This window comes from Micavibrio aeruginosavorus (genome assembly GCF_051245535.1).
GTDB lineage: Bacteria > Pseudomonadota > Alphaproteobacteria > Micavibrionales > Micavibrionaceae > Micavibrio > Micavibrio aeruginosavorus_D.
This window is the reverse complement of the sequence record NZ_CP195303.1, coordinates 1,783,381-1,799,495: the sequence shown is the minus strand read 5'-3', so window position 1 is coordinate 1,799,495 and position 16,115 is coordinate 1,783,381. Positions and strand designations below refer to the sequence as shown.

The 16,115-nt window shown below is 55.0% G+C and carries 14 protein-coding genes and 1 tRNA gene; 13 read left to right on the top strand and 2 right to left on the bottom strand.

All coding sequences use genetic code 11. The features are described from left to right. Window positions 1–64: 64 nt before the first annotated feature. The 12 genes from ACSC94_RS08725 (at window position 65) to ACSC94_RS08670 (ending at window position 14,188) form a co-directional block, all read left to right on the top strand. Window positions 65–379, top strand: a complete 315-nt coding sequence (locus ACSC94_RS08725) for an ArsR/SmtB family transcription factor (RefSeq protein ID WP_435640452.1) — start codon at window positions 65–67, stop codon at window positions 377–379. Further along, a complete protein-coding gene (locus tag ACSC94_RS08720; RefSeq protein ID WP_435640451.1) occupies window positions 376–906 on the top strand; it encodes a rhodanese-like domain-containing protein in 531 nt (176 codons plus the stop codon). Before ACSC94_RS08725 ends, ACSC94_RS08720 begins: the two co-directional genes overlap by 4 nt. A gap of 208 nt (window positions 907–1,114) precedes the next feature. Beyond that, window positions 1,115–3,325, top strand: coding sequence for an ATP-binding protein (locus ACSC94_RS08715; RefSeq protein WP_435640450.1), 2,211 nt, complete (start codon window positions 1,115–1,117; stop codon window positions 3,323–3,325). Next, window positions 3,322–3,708, top strand: coding sequence for a response regulator (locus ACSC94_RS08710; protein WP_435640449.1), 387 nt, complete (start codon window positions 3,322–3,324; stop codon window positions 3,706–3,708). Before ACSC94_RS08715 ends, ACSC94_RS08710 begins: the two co-directional genes overlap by 4 nt. A gap of 12 nt (window positions 3,709–3,720) precedes the next feature. Next, a complete protein-coding gene (locus ACSC94_RS08705; RefSeq protein ID WP_435640448.1) occupies window positions 3,721–4,938 on the top strand; it encodes a response regulator in 1,218 nt (405 codons plus the stop codon). A gap of 218 nt (window positions 4,939–5,156) precedes the next feature. Next, the gene (locus tag ACSC94_RS08700; RefSeq protein ID WP_435640447.1) at window positions 5,157–6,293 is read left to right on the top strand and encodes an efflux RND transporter periplasmic adaptor subunit; all 1,137 of its coding nucleotides are present in this window, start codon (window positions 5,157–5,159) and stop codon (window positions 6,291–6,293) included. A 65-nt stretch (window positions 6,294–6,358) separates the two neighbouring features. Beyond that, window positions 6,359–9,439, top strand: a complete 3,081-nt coding sequence (locus ACSC94_RS08695) for a MexW/MexI family multidrug efflux RND transporter permease subunit (protein ID WP_435640446.1) — start codon at window positions 6,359–6,361, stop codon at window positions 9,437–9,439. 96 nt (window positions 9,440–9,535) lie between these two features. Continuing rightward, window positions 9,536–10,456, top strand: a complete 921-nt coding sequence (locus ACSC94_RS08690; protein ID WP_435640445.1) for a cation diffusion facilitator family transporter — start codon at window positions 9,536–9,538, stop codon at window positions 10,454–10,456. Further along, window positions 10,457–11,434 carry a glucokinase gene (locus ACSC94_RS08685; protein ID WP_435640444.1) on the top strand — a complete coding sequence of 326 codons (978 nt, stop codon included), beginning with the start codon at window positions 10,457–10,459 and terminating at the stop codon, window positions 11,432–11,434. Beyond that, the gene (locus ACSC94_RS08680; protein WP_435640443.1) at window positions 11,431–12,225 is read left to right on the top strand and encodes a polysaccharide deacetylase family protein; all 795 of its coding nucleotides are present in this window, start codon (window positions 11,431–11,433) and stop codon (window positions 12,223–12,225) included. Before ACSC94_RS08685 ends, ACSC94_RS08680 begins: the two co-directional genes overlap by 4 nt. Window positions 12,226–12,248: 23 nt before the next feature. Next, on the top strand, window positions 12,249–13,067 hold the full coding sequence (locus ACSC94_RS08675) for an SAM hydrolase/SAM-dependent halogenase family protein (RefSeq protein ID WP_435640442.1): 819 nt from the start codon (window positions 12,249–12,251) through the stop codon (window positions 13,065–13,067). A 182-nt stretch (window positions 13,068–13,249) separates the two neighbouring features. Next, window positions 13,250–14,188: a hypothetical protein gene (locus ACSC94_RS08670; RefSeq protein WP_435640441.1), complete on the top strand. Its 939-nt coding sequence runs from the start codon at window positions 13,250–13,252 to the stop codon at window positions 14,186–14,188. A gap of 126 nt (window positions 14,189–14,314) precedes the next feature. On the opposite strand, the gene ACSC94_RS08665 is transcribed toward ACSC94_RS08670, so the two are convergent. Further along, entirely contained in the window at window positions 14,315–15,142 is an 828-nt protein-coding gene (locus tag ACSC94_RS08665) for a hypothetical protein (protein ID WP_435640440.1), read from the bottom strand. A 157-nt stretch (window positions 15,143–15,299) separates the two neighbouring features. On the opposite strand from ACSC94_RS08665, the gene ACSC94_RS08660 reads away from it, so the two are divergent. Next, window positions 15,300–15,373, top strand: a tRNA-Gly gene (locus ACSC94_RS08660). Window positions 15,374–15,499: 126 nt separating this feature from the next. Here ACSC94_RS08660 and ACSC94_RS08655 read toward each other — a convergent pair. Continuing rightward, window positions 15,500–15,955, bottom strand: coding sequence for a hypothetical protein (locus ACSC94_RS08655; RefSeq protein ID WP_435640439.1), 456 nt, complete (start codon window positions 15,953–15,955; stop codon window positions 15,500–15,502). Window positions 15,956–16,115: the final 160 nt, after the last annotated feature.

Sequence of the window (16,115 nt, the reverse complement as noted above, 5' to 3'; positions counted from 1 at the left end):
ATTCTCCTTGATCAATTCATAAAATTATAATATCATAAAAATATAAATTGTAAAGGGGTGACGAATGCAAGACATGCTGGCACAGGCCGACAAGGCCGCCGCGTTTTTAAAGGGTCTATCAAACGGTCACCGTTTGATGATCCTGTGCCATTTGCTGGACGGTGAAAAAAACGTCAGTGATCTGATCGATCTGACGGGCATTCCGCAAACATCCATGTCGCAACATCTGTCGAAATTAAAACGCGAAGGCATCGTGACCTATCGCCGTGAACATCGCGTTTTATTTTATACCATTGCCCAGCATGATGTGGTGCAGATCATGGGCATTCTGTACGAAAAATTCTGCAGCCCGCAAGCCAAGAAAAAAGGTGCGAAATGAGCGTGTATAATGTTGATGCAAAAACGGCCCATCAATGGCTGTCTTCCGGTGAGGCCATATTGATCGATGTACGCGAGCCCGATGAATTCAGCGCAGAACATATCGCCTGTGCCGCATCGGTGCCGTTGGCGCATATTCCGGATTTGTTTGATCAGATGCATGTGCCAAAAGGGCGCAAGATCATCTTTCAATGTTTGATGGGCGGGCGCGGAAACCGGGCCTGTGTGGCTTTGCCCGCCAATCACGCCGGTGAATATGACGTTTATAATATCGAAGGCGGCATTACCGCGTGGAAACAGGCGGGCTTGCCTGTGGTTGGATCATCGGACCCAGTCCTGCCCATCTTTCGTCAGGTGCAAATGGTGGTCGGTGCGCTGGTTGTGGCGCTGGTGGTCCTTGGTTTTGTGGGTTTGACGCTGGGTTTTGTGCTGGCGGGGATTTTGGGTGCGGCGTTGTTTGTGGCCGGGATAACCGGATGGTGCGGTCTGGCCATGCTGTTGCGGCGGATGCCGTGGAATCACGCCTAGGGCGCGCAATCCGAGCCTTTTGGGCTGTGTATATGGAAAAATTGTTAAAAATCAACGGGCTGGGTTGCATACCCCAGCCCGTTCCTTCATCTTTTCTTAGGCGGAATAACGCTTAAATAGAATCAGGCCCCCGTGTCCAGCCGGATGCTGGGCCCCTTTCTGCGTATGCTTTTGTACCCACGCCCGCGCATCAACGGACAGGCTTGCCGTGAAAGTCAGATATTACGCGATCATTGGTTTTCTGATTCTGGTTCTTCTGGTCAATGTGCTGGGGGTTTTGCCCTATATACAATGGTCCAGCTTTCGTAAAGCCGATGAACGGGTTACGGCCGATTATATCGTCATCGGTGAACTGCATCATATTTTGAATACGATGCAGGACATGGAAACTGGGCAACGTGGTTACATTCTGACCCGCGATCCGGATTTTCTTGAACCGCTTTTGCACCTCTATGATTTGCATGTCGCTCAATTGGCGTTCGCGGATGATGGGCGCATCGTGTCCGCGCCGTTTCTGGACCAAGACACAGCCCCAACCCACATCGCCAGTGAAATTCGCAATATTGAACAAAAGCTGGCCCATGATCCGGACAGCGCCGCGCTGGTCAGCGCGTTGCGGGATCGGGTAGAGCAAAAACGGCTTGCAACCCTCGACACATTGCGGCAGGTGCGGGATCGTGGCTTTGACGACGCGGCGCAGAAGGTCAAAAGCGGTAAGGGCAAGACCGCGATGGATGACATCCGGACCGTGATTGGCAAGCTGATCAAGATTCGTGAAGAATCTGCGCGTACGATGTTGCACGAAACCGACCTGCGTATGGCTTCTTATTCCCGTTTTGTGATTGCGGGGAATATCGTTCTGGGGGTTTTGCTGTTGCTGTCCTTCTGGGGGCTGGCGGCCAGCCGCGAGCGCGCCATTCGTGACCGCCGCCGGATCGAGCGGACGGATGAGCAGTTGCGGGCCTTTATCCGGCATGCGCCTGCGGCCATCGGGGCGTTGGATCGTGATTTGCGCTTTGTGATTGCCAGCGACCGCTGGTCCAGCGAATTTGACAGCCATTGGTATCACACGGCCACGGGCATGGAATTGAAAGATGTTCTGCCCTATCTGCAAACGCGCGATGACTGGCAACAGGCGGTGGATCGGTGTCTGGGTGGGGAGACGGTGATTGTCACCGAGGATAAAATTACACACCCCGATCACCCGGACATTTGGGCGCGGTGGGAATTGCACCCGTGGGGCGGGGGCAAGGGTGACCAGTCCAATGGGATCATTATTTCCGTCGAAAACATCACAAAGCGCAAAGACATGGAGCGTATGAAGGACGAATTCGTTTCAACCGTCAGCCATGAATTGCGCACGCCACTGACCTCCATTCGCGGATCGTTGGGTTTGGTCGCGGGTGGTGTTGCTGGGCCTTTGCCGCAAAAGGCGCAGGAGTTGGTGGACATTGCTTATAAAAACTCTGACCGATTGATTTTGTTGATCAACGATATTCTGGACATGAACAAGCTGGAGGCGGATCAACTGGAACTGAACATCGCTCCGCATGATGTGGGCATGGTGCTGCAGGAGATGGTTCAGGCCAATCAGGGTTATGCCGATAAATACGGTGTGCAACTGGGGCTTGGTCCGATGGTGCAGGCCACATCGGTGCTGGTTGATCAGCACAGGTTCCAGCAGGTTTTGTCCAATCTGGTGTCCAATGCCATTAAATTTTCACCGCGCGGGGCGACGGTTGAGGCTGGTTATGTGATTGACGATACACGCGTGCGTTTGTATGTGCGCGACCACGGCCCCGGCATTCCGCGCCAGTTTCAATCGCGCATTTTTGAAAAATTTGCCCAAGCCGATTCATCGGATGCGCGGGCGCAGGGTGGGACGGGGCTGGGCCTGAGTATTGCTAAGGGCTTGTGCGAACGCATGGGTGGGTGGATGTCGTTTGAAACGGAAGAGGGGCGAGGGACGACGTTCTTTATTGAGCTTCCCATCTATAACGCCGCCGAAAATGTCAGTGACGACGATCCGCTGGTGGATCAGTTGAAAAAATCCGTTCTGCATGTAGAAGATGACCCCGATTTTTACCGCGTTATTCGCAGCGGGCTGGAGCCGACCGTTGTTGTACGAAATGCGCGCACGTTGCGCGATGCGGATGTTATGATTGATCGGCGTGATTTTGATTTGATTATTCTGGATTTACGGTTGCCGGATGGCAGTGGCCTGTCCCTGCTGGAGCATATCAAGCACAAGGACAAGTGCCCGATTGTGGTGATTTCCGCCTATGATATTCCGGACGATATTAAACCGTTGGCGGCCGCCTGTCTGGTGAAGGCGCGCACGCCGGAATCGGAGATGATTGAAATTATTATGACCCTGCTGGGTGAAACCGATAAAACCGTAACGGGATGGAAGAAATGACAAAGGCTCCCCTGCACCATATCTTATATATTGATGACGAAGAGGATATTCGCACCGTGGCCCAGATGGCCTTGGAAATGGTGGGCGGGATGAGCGTTGCCGTTTGTTGTTGCGGGCGGGACGGACTGGACGCCGCGCGGGCCAATCCGCCGCAGATGATCCTGCTGGATGTGATGATGCCGGACATGGATGGGCCGGAAACACTTGCGGCGTTGCGCGCCGATCCGGCGCTGGCGGGCATACCGGTGGCGTTTATGACAGCCAAAATTCGGCCGGAGGAAATTTCAGAATTGATGAAATTGGGGGCGGCGGGTGTCATTGCCAAACCGTTTGACCCGATGATTCTGGCCGATCAGGTGCGTAATGTTTGGGATAAATTTTAGGATCAAAAAATTATGACAGACCATAATCCAAATGATATCGACATGGTGAAGCGTCCTTCGTACGAAGAGACATACCAGAAACTTTTATACGAATATATCCGCCGCCTCGAAAAATCGGTTGAGGCGATTGATAACATTCTGGCGCAACGCCAACTAAGCCCGTTGACGAAGGATGATTTACTGCGGGCGCAGATGCTGGCCCATGGCATGTCCGGGTCGGGTGCAACATTCGGATTTCCTGCGGTCAGTGAGGCCGGACGCAAGGCCGATGTGTTTCTGGAGCGTCTGGTTCGGTCTATGCCCGAAGACGGCACGATGAATGATGAATCCTATCCGGAATTTGAAATGCTGATGAAAGTTCTGCAGGGCACCTGCCGCACTGCGGCCAGCAAGGGTGGTGATGGTCCGGCGCTGCAAGCCGATCAGGCTGCTGCGCGCGATGGCTTGGTGAAAGAAGTGCTGAATGTTTTGATTGTTGATGATGATGAAAGCCTGAGCCGGATGCTGTCCCTGAAGCTGACACAGAAGGGGATTCATGTGATCAATGCGCGTGATGGCAATGCCGCTTTGTCCCTGTGTCAGAAGGGCGTGCCCGATCTGATCATCCTCGACATCATGATGCCGGGTTTAAGCGGGCATGAGGTTTTGCGCCGTTTGAAACAGGACCCGGCCTTTGTCGATGTGCCGGTGGTCATGCTGACCGGCCGGGCACAGCAGCAGGATGTGGTGGGGGCCTTGCATTCCGGGGCCATTGATTATGTGGTGAAGCCGTTTGATCCGGATCATCTGGTCTCCCGCGTGGAAAAAATTCTGGATGCCAGCCGCTACACGGTTTTGATCGCGGACAACGACCCGTTGATTTTGCAATTGCTGGAAAGCAAGTTCCGCAATCGCGGTTTTAAGGTCGTGCTGGCCGGGGATGGCAAGGATGCGTTCGATATCATTCGGACCAATGCGCCCGATCTGATTATTCTGGATGTCATGATGCCCGAGGTGGATGGGATTTCCCTGCTGAAGCGGGTGCGGTCGAATACGGCGACCGAGGCGATTCCGGTTATTATGCTCAGCGGTCACAAGGACCAGCGCGATATTGACCGCGGAATGGAGGCCGGGGCGCAGGATTATGTCACCAAGCCCTTTATGCCGGATGATTTGATTGCCCGGACCTTGCGGGTCCTGAAAACCGGGGTTGCGGCGGAGGATTCCCGGCCAAGAATAGAGCAGGGATAGAAGGGGATAGACAAGCCTAACATTTGTCATATCTCAGTGCCATGGCGGCCTGTTGTGCTGGCAAGAATATTGCATAGGAGTTTCAGCATTTTGACGGGCGCTCTGTCCTCGTCTGGTGCGAGTCTGGCGAATCAAGTAGACTAAACCACACAGTTTATATACAAGGTGGGCGTGAACCACACGCGCGCTCGCGTATAAAAAGGCAAAGGGTAAATGTCATGGTAAAGCGTTTCATCATCGTCCTGATTCTGGTCGGCATCCTGTTTGCGGGATTGATCGGCTATGACATCTTCAAAAAGAAGATGATGGGGCAGTTCCTGGCCATGATGTCGCAACAACCCCCGGCTCCGGTCGTGGTGGTCACGGCGGAAACCAAACCTGTATCCCGCACATTGGAAGGGATCGGAACGCTGCAGGCCGTGCGTCAGGTGACGGTATCCCCGGAAGTGGGTGGCCGCGTCACCAACATTACGTTCGAGGCTGGTGTTCTGGTGGCTGCCGGTGATTTGCTGGTACAACTGAATGACGAACCGGACAAGGGCGACCTGACCCGGTTCCAGGCCCAGGCAAAATTAGCCCAGCAAAATTTGACCCGTTCCAGCAAGCTGGTCGATGTGGCATCGACCCGGTCCACCGTTGACCGTGACCGCGCCGAATTGAACGAAGCCGAAGGTGGCATCGCCCGCACCGAAGCCGTGATCCGTCAGAAACAAATCCGCGCGCCATTCGATGGTGTGCTGGGTATCCGTCAGGTCAATCTGGGCCAATATCTGAACCCGGGCGATACGATCGTGACGCTGACCGATCTGTCCGAATTGTTCGTGAACTTTACGCTGCCGGAACAAACGCTGGCCGACATCGCCGTCGGGCAAGAGGTTGAGCTGCGTGTGGACGCCTATCCGGCGGATGTCTTCATTGCGAAGATCAATGCTATTGAACCGCAAGTGGGTGATGAAACCCGCACCGTGGAGGTTCAGGCAATTTTGGCGAACGAAGATGGAAAATTGAAGCCGGGTATGTTCGCCCGCTCTACGGTTATTCTGCCGGATGGCGCGGATCAGGTGATCCTGCCGGAGACGGCGGTGGACTTCACCATCTATGGTGACTCTGTCTATATCGTGACCGAAGGGAAGAACGAAGCGGGTGAGCCCACGCTGACCGCGACGCGTCACTACATCAAAACCGGCGCCCGTTTTAAAAATCAGGTCGTTATCGTTGATGGCGTGAAAGCGGGCGATCGCGTGGTTACTGGCGGTCAATTGAAACTGACATCCGGCGGGGCGGTTACGATCGCGCCGAAAGATGCGCTGGCCGAAGATTTCGAGAAGAAAAAAGACAGCGGAAAGCAGGAATAACGCCAGAAAACTGGCCGGACTGCATCGCATCATCGTCACAGTTATAGAATAGAAACGGAAAAACCATGGTTTTCACCGATATTTTCATCAAACGCCCCATCCTGTCCTTTGTGGTCAGCGTTCTGATCCTGCTGATCGGGCTGCGTGCTGCTTTCGACCTGCCCATCCGTCAATATCCGGAGATCGAGCAGGCGGTGATCACCGTGACGACCAGCTATCCCGGCGCGTCACCGGATTTGATGCAGGGTTTCGTGACCACGCCGATCGCTCAGGCGATTGCCACGGCGGATGGTGTTGAATACCTGGTGTCCACATCCAGACAAGGCAGCAGTTCGGTCGCGGCGCACCTGCGCCTGAACTCCAACTCCGACCGGGCCATGGTGGATATTCAGGCCAAGCTGGATCAGGTGAAATACCTGATCCCCGAAGAGGCCAACGATCCGATCATCCTCAAATCCACCGGTGACGTTACGTCCGTCATGTATATGGGTTTTTCCAGCGAGGAGCTGCCCTCTGCCGCGATCACGGATTACCTGAACCGTGTGGTCGAACCGATGTTGTCCACGATTGATGGGGTCGCGTCGCTGGATATTATTGGTGGCCAGACGTTGGCCATGCGCATATGGCTTGACCCGCAAAAAATGGCGGCCCGCAATATGATGGCCACCGATGTGGCCGCTGCGATCCGCGCAAACAACTATCAATCCGCGCCCGGCCAGATGAAGGGCAGCTATATCATCACCAACATTGAAACCAACACTGATCTGGTGAGCGTCGAAGAATTTGCCAACATGGTTGTGAAAAGCTCGGACGGCAGTATCGTGCGCATGCGTGATATCGGCACGATCGAGCTGGGGGCGGAAAACTATGACCAGTCCGCATTGATGGATGGGTCACCCGCTGTCTATATTGGTGTGAACGCGACGCCGACCGGGAACCCGTTGAATATCGTCAAGGACGTGCGCGCCATGCTGCCCGACCTGGAAAAGACGATGCCGCCTTCGATGAAGGTTGCAATTCCGTTCGATGTGACGATTTTCATCAATGCGTCCATTCACGAGGTTATAAAAACACTGATCGAGGCGATGCTTATCGTTATGGTCGTGATTTTCCTGTTCCTGGGCACGTTCCGCTCGGTTTTGATCCCGATTGTGACCATTCCCCTGTCCCTGATCGGGGCGGCGTTCATTATGTTGTCGATGGGGTTTTCCATCAATCTTCTGACCTTGCTGGCCATGGTGATGGCTATCGGATTGGTGGTTGATGACGCGATTGTCGTGGTTGAAAACGTGTTCCGCCATATCGAACACGGCAAAACCCCGGTTCAGGCCGCTGTTGAAGGTGCCCGTGAAATCGTGGGCCCGATTATTTCTATGACGATCACGCTGGCCGCTGTGTATGCGCCCATTGGGTTTATGGGTGGCGTGACGGGATCCCTGTTTAAGGAATTTGCGTTTACGCTGGCGGGGTCGGTGATTATCTCGGGCATCGTGGCGTTGACGCTGTCGCCCATGATGTGTTCAATCCTGCTGAAGCATGGGATGAATGAAACCTGGTTCGCGCGCAAGGTGGATAAAACATTCAGCAAGCTGGAAGCGTTCTATGCGCGCCGCCTGCACGGGACGTTGCAATTCCGGCCGGTGACGTTGTTCTTTGGCCTGTGCATCCTGATTTCCCTGCCCATCCTGTTTGCCGGTACGCGCAGTGAGCTGGCACCAGAAGAAGACCAGGGCATCGTGCTGGCGTCCACGAAAGCACCGCAATATGCCAACCTGGATTATTCCATGGTCTATGGCCGCCAGGTGGAAGAAATTATGCGCAACGTGCCCGAGGTGCGTTCGACGTTCGTCCTGGTCGGGACAGATGGGCCCAGCAACGGTTTTGGTGGTGTCCTGTTGAAAGACTGGTCCGAACGTGACCGAAAGGCATCGGAAATCCAGCAAGGCATACAAAGCCAGCTTGGCAGTATCGACGGGCAGATGGTTTTCACGTTCTCCCTGCCGGCGTTGCCGGGGTCCACGGGTGGTATGCCGGTGCAAATGGTTATCCGCTCGACCGAAGGGTATGAAACCATTTACCGCGTCATGGAAGATCTGAAAAAATCTGCGGCGCAAAGCGGTCTGTTCATGGTTACGGACTCGGACCTGAACTTTAACACGCCGTTCGTCGATGTTCTGATCGATCGTAACAAGGCCAACCAGCTGGGCATCACCATGCAATCGATCGGTGATACGTTCGCGCTGATGGTGGGTGAAAACTATATCAACCGGTTCAGCCTTGACGGGCGGTCTTATGACGTGATTCCGCAGGTGCCGCGAAAAGATCGCATCACCCCGGAATCGTTGCGCCAGTATTACGTGCGCACGGCTGGCGGTGATATGGTTCCGTTGTCCACGGTGGCCAGTGTAACGATGCGGTCATCGCCCGACCGCCTGGTCCAGTTTAACCAGTTGAACTCCGCGACCTTCTCTGCTGTGCCCTTGCCGGGCGTGACGATGGGGGATGTTGTAGCGTTCCTCGATAAAAAAGCGGACGAGCTGTTGCCCAAGGGTTTCAGCTATGACTGGATGAGCGATTCCCGTCAGTTCGTGAACGAGGGCAGCCAATTGTATGTCACCTTTGGCTTCGCCATCATCGCCATCTTCCTGGTTCTGGCGGCGCAGTTTGAATCGCTGCGCGATCCGCTGGTCGTGATGATAACGGTGCCGCTGGCGATTTCGGGGGCGTTGTTGCCGCTGTTTATCGGTGTGGCCACCATGAACATCTATACCCAGATTGGTTTGATCACCCTTGTCGGGCTAATTTCCAAGCACGGGATTTTGATGGTCGAATTCGCGAACAAGGCGCAGGTGGAGCATGATCTGGACCGCCGCGCCGCGATCGAGGAAGCCGCCCGCGTGCGTCTGCGCCCGATTTTGATGACCACGGCCGCCATGGTTGTGGGTCTGATCCCGTTGGTTCTGGCCGACGGGGCCGGGGCGGCCAGCCGCTTCTCCATCGGGGTGGTGATCGTATCGGGTATGACTATCGGAACGCTGTTTACGTTGTTCGTGCTGCCGTCCGTTTACACGATTCTGGCAAAGGACCACCGTGCGGCCTCTAAATCCACCCGCGCCCAGCAATTTGCGGCGATCGAGGCGGAATAGCGCACGGCAAAATTTACGAAAAGGGGCGGTTAAATCCGCCCCTTTTTTTGTGTCTGTCTGGAACAGGGGGGCAAATCATGGCATCCTGCACAGGCTATGAATGAAACACCCCTCTACCAACCCAAACGCGCCATGCATGCCGCCATCGCCTCCATCGTGACGGTGGCCGTGTTGATCGTTATCAAAACCATCGCGCTGTTTATGACCGGATCGGTCAGCATTCTGGCATCGCTCATCGATTCTTTGTCCGATGCGGTTGTGTCGGCGATGAATGCGCTGGCCATTCGTATTTCCCTTCTGCCTGCCGATAAAAACCACCGCCATGGCCATGGCAAGGTCGAGGGGTTGGCCGCGTTGATTCAGGCGGCCTTTATCACCGGGGCCGGGGTGTTTCTGGCGCTGGAATCGCTGCGTCGTCTGGTCGAGCCACAGGATGTGCAGGCCCATGGCGTGGCCATTATCGTCATGGCGATTGCCATTGTTCTGTCCGTCGGTCTGGTGATGGTGCAAAACCATATTTTGCGGGCGGCCCCATCGCTGGCGGTACAGGCGGACCGGGCGCATTATTCATCCGATATCGTGGTGAATGGCGGTGTGATTGCGGCGCTGGCCGTGCAATCCATGGGCGGGCCGTGGTGGATTGATCCGGTTTTTGCCCTCGGTGTGGCTGGGTGGCTGGGCTGGCTGGCCTGGGGCATCGGGCGGCAGGGGATTGATATGCTGCTGGATCGCGAATTGCCGCGCGAAACCCGGGCGCGGATCGAGGCGATCATTCGCGCCGAACCGCGTATTCACGGCATCCACGATCTGCGCACCCGGGCTTCGGGCATGCAGATTTACATTTATTTCGATGTCGAATTGGACCCGGATATGAAATTGATGCACGCGCATGACATTACGCGCGATATCGAAATCGCGCTGGTCCGTGAATTTCCGAATGCTGAAGTGATGATCCATATGGACCCGCTCGGCGATATTGATGACAGCCGCCATTCCGTTCCGGGGGTACACCATTAAATGCGCGTGATTTGTGATATTGGCGGAACGCATATTCGTTTGGCGCAGGACAATGGTGGTCGTGACCCGATCGATCCGCGTCGTTATCCTGTATCCAATTTTGCCGATCTTTATGATGCGGTGAATTTTTACTGCACCGAAAGTGGTGTCCATGATGTTGAATCCGTGGCTGTTGCGGCGGCCGCGAATGATTTGGGTGATGGGGTCTATCGTTTCTTCAATAACGAAGGGTGGGCCATTGACCCGGCGGCATTGCGCAAGCGGGGCATGGTGTTGCATGGCGTTATCAACGATTTCGCGGCGTCGGCTTGGGGCATGACCTGTGTGCCCGATCATGCGTTGCATGTTGTCCGGGGTGCGCAGTCGGACCACCATCATCCACGGGCCATTCTGGGGCCGGGGACGGGGTTGGGGTTGGCGTATGCGTTGCCGTTGGAAAACGGGCGCTGGCGGGTGCAGGGCACGCATGGCGGCCACATGATGGCGGCGTGTTTAAACGATGAACATCATCTGATCTGTGAATTGGTTGGCCGATTAAATGGCCTGAACCGTATGGTGATTGTGGAAGATATGGTCAGCGGGCGTGGCCTGCCGACGCTGTACCGCGCCGTGTGCCAGATGAATGGCGATGATGCGTTGCCGTTGGAAAACGCGGCCAATGTTCTGGATTATGCGGATAATCCGTCCGTTGTTGAAACGCTGCGCCTGTTCCATGAATTTCTGGGGCTGTTCATGCACAACGTGGCGATTACGCTGGAATCGTATGGCGGATTGTATCTGGATGGTGGATTGACGGCGCGGCTGCATGAACGTGGCCTGTTCGATGGCGCGCGCGTTCTGGATTTTATGACGCTCAATCCGGCCCCGTCCGTGCGGGCCGATCTTGAAAAAACCCCTGTTTTTATCGTCAATGACCCGTATATTGCCCTGCGTGGGTTGATTGCGATGGATCGCAGCGACAGAAAGAATGGAAAATGACTGCTCAGCGTATTGCCTATCTGACCATTGATGATTCCCCGTCAACCCGTATGGATGACATGGTGGATGCGTTGGAAGCGTCCGGCGTGCCGGCCATTTTCTTCTGCCGCGGGGATTTGCTGGAAAATAACATGACATCGGTCACGCGCGCGATTAAAAAGGGGTTCGTTGTCGCCAACCATGCCTATAACCACCGTCGGTCCAGCCAGATTACGTTCGATGAAATCACGGCGGAAATTACGCGCACGCAAAAACTGCTCGATCAATGCTGGGCCGATGCGGGCATGGATACATGGCCGAAATATTTCCGTTTTCCCCATATGGATCGTGGCACGGGCGGTTGGGTCGTTGATTTCCAAAAGGTGCCGGATGAACACCGCGATATCGTGATTAAATTATTCGCCGATGGCCTGAACGTGTCGATGGACCCACCCAGCGAAGAAGCCAAAAGCAAAAAAGCGCAATTGCAATTGTGGTTGAAATCCAACGGTTTCACCAAACCTGCCTTTAACAATGTCGCCTTGCCATGGTATCGCGATACCGAGATGGGGCAGGCGATTGATGCCATGTTCACCTTCTCCACATCGGATTGGATGATCACGCCGCGGCACAAGGGCAATTGGCCCTATAAAACGCTGGATGATCTGAAGGCCAAAATCGATAACGATCCATGGCTGCAACGCACCGATACCGCGCACATTATTCTGGCGCATGATCAGGCCGATATTGTCGATGACACGCTGGCGTTGGTCGATCATATGCTGGACCGCGGCTTTAAATTCGAAATCTGAACACGCAACAAAAGGGTGCAAACATGACAACACAATATTTCGTACGGGTCATTGGCGATTACGGCCAATTGGGCGATATGGCCTTTGCCGAAGTATCCGACCGTCTGGATGCGCAATTGATGGATATTCCGGACGCGCATTTCAGCGTGCGTTTATCGTCGGTTCCTGTGTTCGATACGATTGCCACGGGGTTTATGCTGGCGCAATTGGCGGTCAATTCTCCGCTGGGTGATCGCCATATTTTCTACGTCAACACGGCCCCGCGCAAGGACAAGGCGCAAGCCCGCGTGGATAACGAAGGTGAAGGCCTGGTCTACGCCAAATTGAAAAACGGCGTGCGCATCGTTGCGGTGAACAGCGGGTATTCCCTGACCCTGATCAAACCATTTACCGATTCCATCCGCCTGATCAACGTGTCGGCGGCGGGGTCGCAATTCCGGTCCCGTGATAATTTCCCGGTGGCCGTGGGCGCGATTGCACGCGGGGATGAAAGCCTGCTGGGTGATGATGTCACGCATACGGTGCCGGATGCGCTGCCGAAAAATGCGGTTGTCTACACCGACGGCTACGGCAATTTGAAATGCTCAATCGATCCAAAGGATCTGGATACGCACCACGGCGAAAAAGTCACCGTGGAAATCAATGGCCGGGAACAGGTGGCCATGGTCGGCACGGGCATTTTCGCCGTTGCGGATGGTGAATATTGTTTGGCCAAGGGCAGCTCGGGCTGGGCTTTGCCGGATGGCAGCCGCATGGAATTTGCCGAAATGGTTAAACGCGGCGGCAACGCCTCGAAAAGCTTCGGCACCCCGCCGGGCGGGATTAAGGTCAACTGGCGCTAAGGGCAAGGCCCTCTCCCCGACCCTCTCCCAAGGGGAGAGGGGGAAGTAAGGCGCAACAAAAGCCCTCTCCCTCTGGGAGAGGGTTGGGGAGAGGGTCTTTTTCTTTATTCTTGCACCCCCGCGCCCGGGTGTTATAGCGTCACGCCCATCAAACAATAAAAAACGAACAGGGGCGGGGCCTTATGACCCTTACGAAAATTTTCTGCGCGGCCGTGGCCGGGCTTGGTTTATCTGCGGTGCAGGCCGCCGATATTGCCGCAACCTTTGATCATGCGGCCCTGAGCAAGCGGCTTGGCGCGCCATGTGCGGTGCAGGAAATGCAGCGCCGGGCCGCGATTATCCCCGTGACCTCTGGCCTTGATCCCGCGCCGGAATACCGGACGAAGGGGCTGACCTTCGTCATGCAATCGGCCCATTTTGATGCCAAAATGCACGCGCGCGCCGATAAAATTTACGCGACCATTCCGCACCATACACGGGCCCTGACCTATAATGACGGCGGTGTGTTTGTGTGGTCGCGGTACGGGCTGGCGGAATCGTTGCCGTCGCGCAAAAATGCGGCCAATGGTTACACTACGCCGGGGCTGTATCTGGAATATGAACGCCGCCTGTATTTCCCCTTTATGCTTGCCGATGTGCGTAAAAATAAAAATGGCACGTATCGCTCCATCGGGTTTTACGAAGAGATCGCGCGCGGGTTCCGCATCGCGAACCATGAAACCGGACACATGGCGGATGATATTCTGGGGAATTACAGCGTTGAAGATGGCGCAGGCCCTGCCGAGGGCCGCCTGACGGATCGCCGCGATTACCGCACCGCCATCACGGACGATTTGCGCCATATTCGCGGGACAAAGCCGGATGTGGTGGCGCTGGATTATTACATGCCCATCCGTATCGGCGGGAAACAGGACGAAGGCCAACGCCTGCGCCGTGAAGTGTTCGCGGAACTCTGGGCCGAGGCCTCAGGGCAGGGGGGCAGCAACCTGTCCCGCCATTATCCGCGCACCTATGCGACCGTGAAATCCTATTTCGATTATTTGAAAAATGTTTATGAAGCGGGCGGGTCGGCCTGCGAATACCGCAAGGATGGCCGGGCGGTGCCGGTGTTGAAGCGCTGAAAAAAGGCCCTCTCCCCGACCCTCTCCCAGAGGGAGAGGGAGATTATTGTGTGGAGAGAGCTTTAATTTCACCCCTCATGTCCCCTCTCCCTCTGGGAGAGGGCTAGGGAGAGGGCCTTCCGATTATCACATCGGCTTTATATCCATCGCAAAAGCCCGTTGCGTAACATTCGACGTGGGCTGGTCGGCTTCCGGCGGTTTGCGGCTATCCACCTCAATCCCGCTTTGATCCAGTTTTTGCACGACCTTATCGGCCATGTCGATCATGCCTTCAACGCCCATGCCCAGTTTATATTGTCCGGCCACCTCTTGCGCGCATTCGCGGGTGGCGGCGACTTTGGCGGCGCGTTGTTCGGCGGGTGATAAATCGGCCTGCGCCTGTAAATGCAATTCCTGTGTGCTGGCGCTCTGCATCGCGCCGCTCTCAATTTTTTCGGGCAGGCCTTTCACCGCTTGCTTCGGGTTCGCGAACGGGTCGCCCTTGTCGAACACAACGGATTCGACATTGTTCATCACGTAACTTTCGCCCGTATGAATATTTTCCAACGCGATCACGCGACCATACAACGTGTCGGTGTTTTCCCATGCCGGCGAACTGGCGCTCGGATATTGGGTGGCGTGCGGCATCACCGCCTTATAATCCTCACGAAAGCCGGGCAGAATGGCGACGTCGTGGCCCGCGTGCCCATTCATGCTCTCACGGTCGCGCCCCGGATCGGATGTGTCTTGATTTTTGGTTGATCCGTTGGACAGGAAGATGTCGTCTTTCTCGCTGCCATTGAACATGTCCTTGCCGTCACTGCCGGCATAGGTGGCGGCCCCGTTGTTCCACGCCACCCCCGCACCCGATTGCGTCGCCGTCGGGGCAATGACTTTCCCGGCCTTGCCCACGGGCTTCAGCGGGGTCTCCTGATCCGGGTTGGTGCCCGGATTGGTATTCGGTTCATCGGCCATCGCGGGCAAATCCTCATGGTTCTTCAGGGGAATTGTGGGCGAAAAGCTTTATGATTCTGTTAATTGACCGGGATCGCGGCGAAACGGGCGGAAAACCGTGGATTTCGGTTTGATTTTTGCCCATCCGTGCTTTAGATATGGACCATCCAATCGGAGCGCGGGTGTAGCTTAGTGGTAAAGCTCCAGCCTTCCAAGCTGGCTATGAGGGTTCGATTCCCTTCACCCGCTCCAATTTTATCCCGCCTAGCGCGTGGATGTGATTTCTCAACGCTTATAACAGAAAACGAGTGGCGGGCAGCCAAGGGGCACAATGGCCTCACTTGGCTGTGGTTTTTTGCATGTTTTCCGCAATGAAGATTAGTAAGTGGCACAATGGATAGAGTTACCTTTGGCGCTACAGCTTGTGTAAGAGGGTTTGGCTTTTTGTTCGCGATCACTCCATGCGGCCATGCAAGTTGCCATTGCCTGGCTTCCAGTTTCAAAGCCGCTATCGTAGCAATATCCGAAGGCCGGGTTAGCCCGCTTTTGGGCTTGGAGGTTGTTTTCGGCAGCCTTCTCTTTTTTACACTGCGTATATTTTGATGTTCCTTTTTTAAGGCCTTTTGCAGAGCAAACTAGCGCGGCCGGATCACAATCCAGTTTTCTTGACATGATTTCGGCGTCAATTCTTATGTCGTTTTCTGTATTGGATAGGGAACATAACGCTGCGTCGTTCACGTTTGCAATTTGTTGGTCTGTCATTGGTGGTCGGGTTGTTACGCATCCTGACAAGGCAATGGCAACAACAACTAACGGGATAATTTTTAGCTTCATTCGCCAGTTCTTTCTGAAAGGAAAAGCTGTGTTTCTTATGTCGTCGTATATTGAATTGTAATTTTTAAAGTTGCAACCGGACTTTTATTGTCGGGTTCAAATCGTAGTCCCGGGCGTGAGTAAAACAAAAAACCCCTCCCGACAGGGAGGGGTTTTTATT

Bases quoted from the DNA above. Each gene is read 5' to 3' on its own strand.
- ACSC94_RS08690 (WP_435640445.1), top strand. From the start codon at position 9,536: ATGAATGAAACACCCCTCTACCAACCCAAACGCGCCATGCATGCCGCC.
- ACSC94_RS08675 (WP_435640442.1), top strand. From the start codon at position 12,249: ATGACAACACAATATTTCGTACGGGTCATTGGCGATTACGGCCAATTG.
- ACSC94_RS08685 (WP_435640444.1), top strand. From the start codon at position 10,457: ATGCGCGTGATTTGTGATATTGGCGGAACGCATATTCGTTTGGCGCAG.
- ACSC94_RS08665 (WP_435640440.1), bottom strand. From the start codon at position 15,142: ATGGCCGATGAACCGAATACCAATCCGGGCACCAACCCGGATCAGGAG.
- ACSC94_RS08670 (WP_435640441.1), top strand. From the start codon at position 13,250: ATGACCCTTACGAAAATTTTCTGCGCGGCCGTGGCCGGGCTTGGTTTA.
- ACSC94_RS08655 (WP_435640439.1), bottom strand. From the start codon at position 15,955: ATGAAGCTAAAAATTATCCCGTTAGTTGTTGTTGCCATTGCCTTGTCA.
- ACSC94_RS08710 (WP_435640449.1), top strand. From the start codon at position 3,322: ATGACAAAGGCTCCCCTGCACCATATCTTATATATTGATGACGAAGAG.
- ACSC94_RS08700 (WP_435640447.1), top strand. From the start codon at position 5,157: ATGGTAAAGCGTTTCATCATCGTCCTGATTCTGGTCGGCATCCTGTTT.
- ACSC94_RS08680 (WP_435640443.1), top strand. From the start codon at position 11,431: ATGACTGCTCAGCGTATTGCCTATCTGACCATTGATGATTCCCCGTCA.
- ACSC94_RS08725 (WP_435640452.1), top strand. From the start codon at position 65: ATGCAAGACATGCTGGCACAGGCCGACAAGGCCGCCGCGTTTTTAAAG.
- ACSC94_RS08695 (WP_435640446.1), top strand. From the start codon at position 6,359: ATGGTTTTCACCGATATTTTCATCAAACGCCCCATCCTGTCCTTTGTG.
- ACSC94_RS08720 (WP_435640451.1), top strand. From the start codon at position 376: ATGAGCGTGTATAATGTTGATGCAAAAACGGCCCATCAATGGCTGTCT.
- ACSC94_RS08705 (WP_435640448.1), top strand. From the start codon at position 3,721: ATGACAGACCATAATCCAAATGATATCGACATGGTGAAGCGTCCTTCG.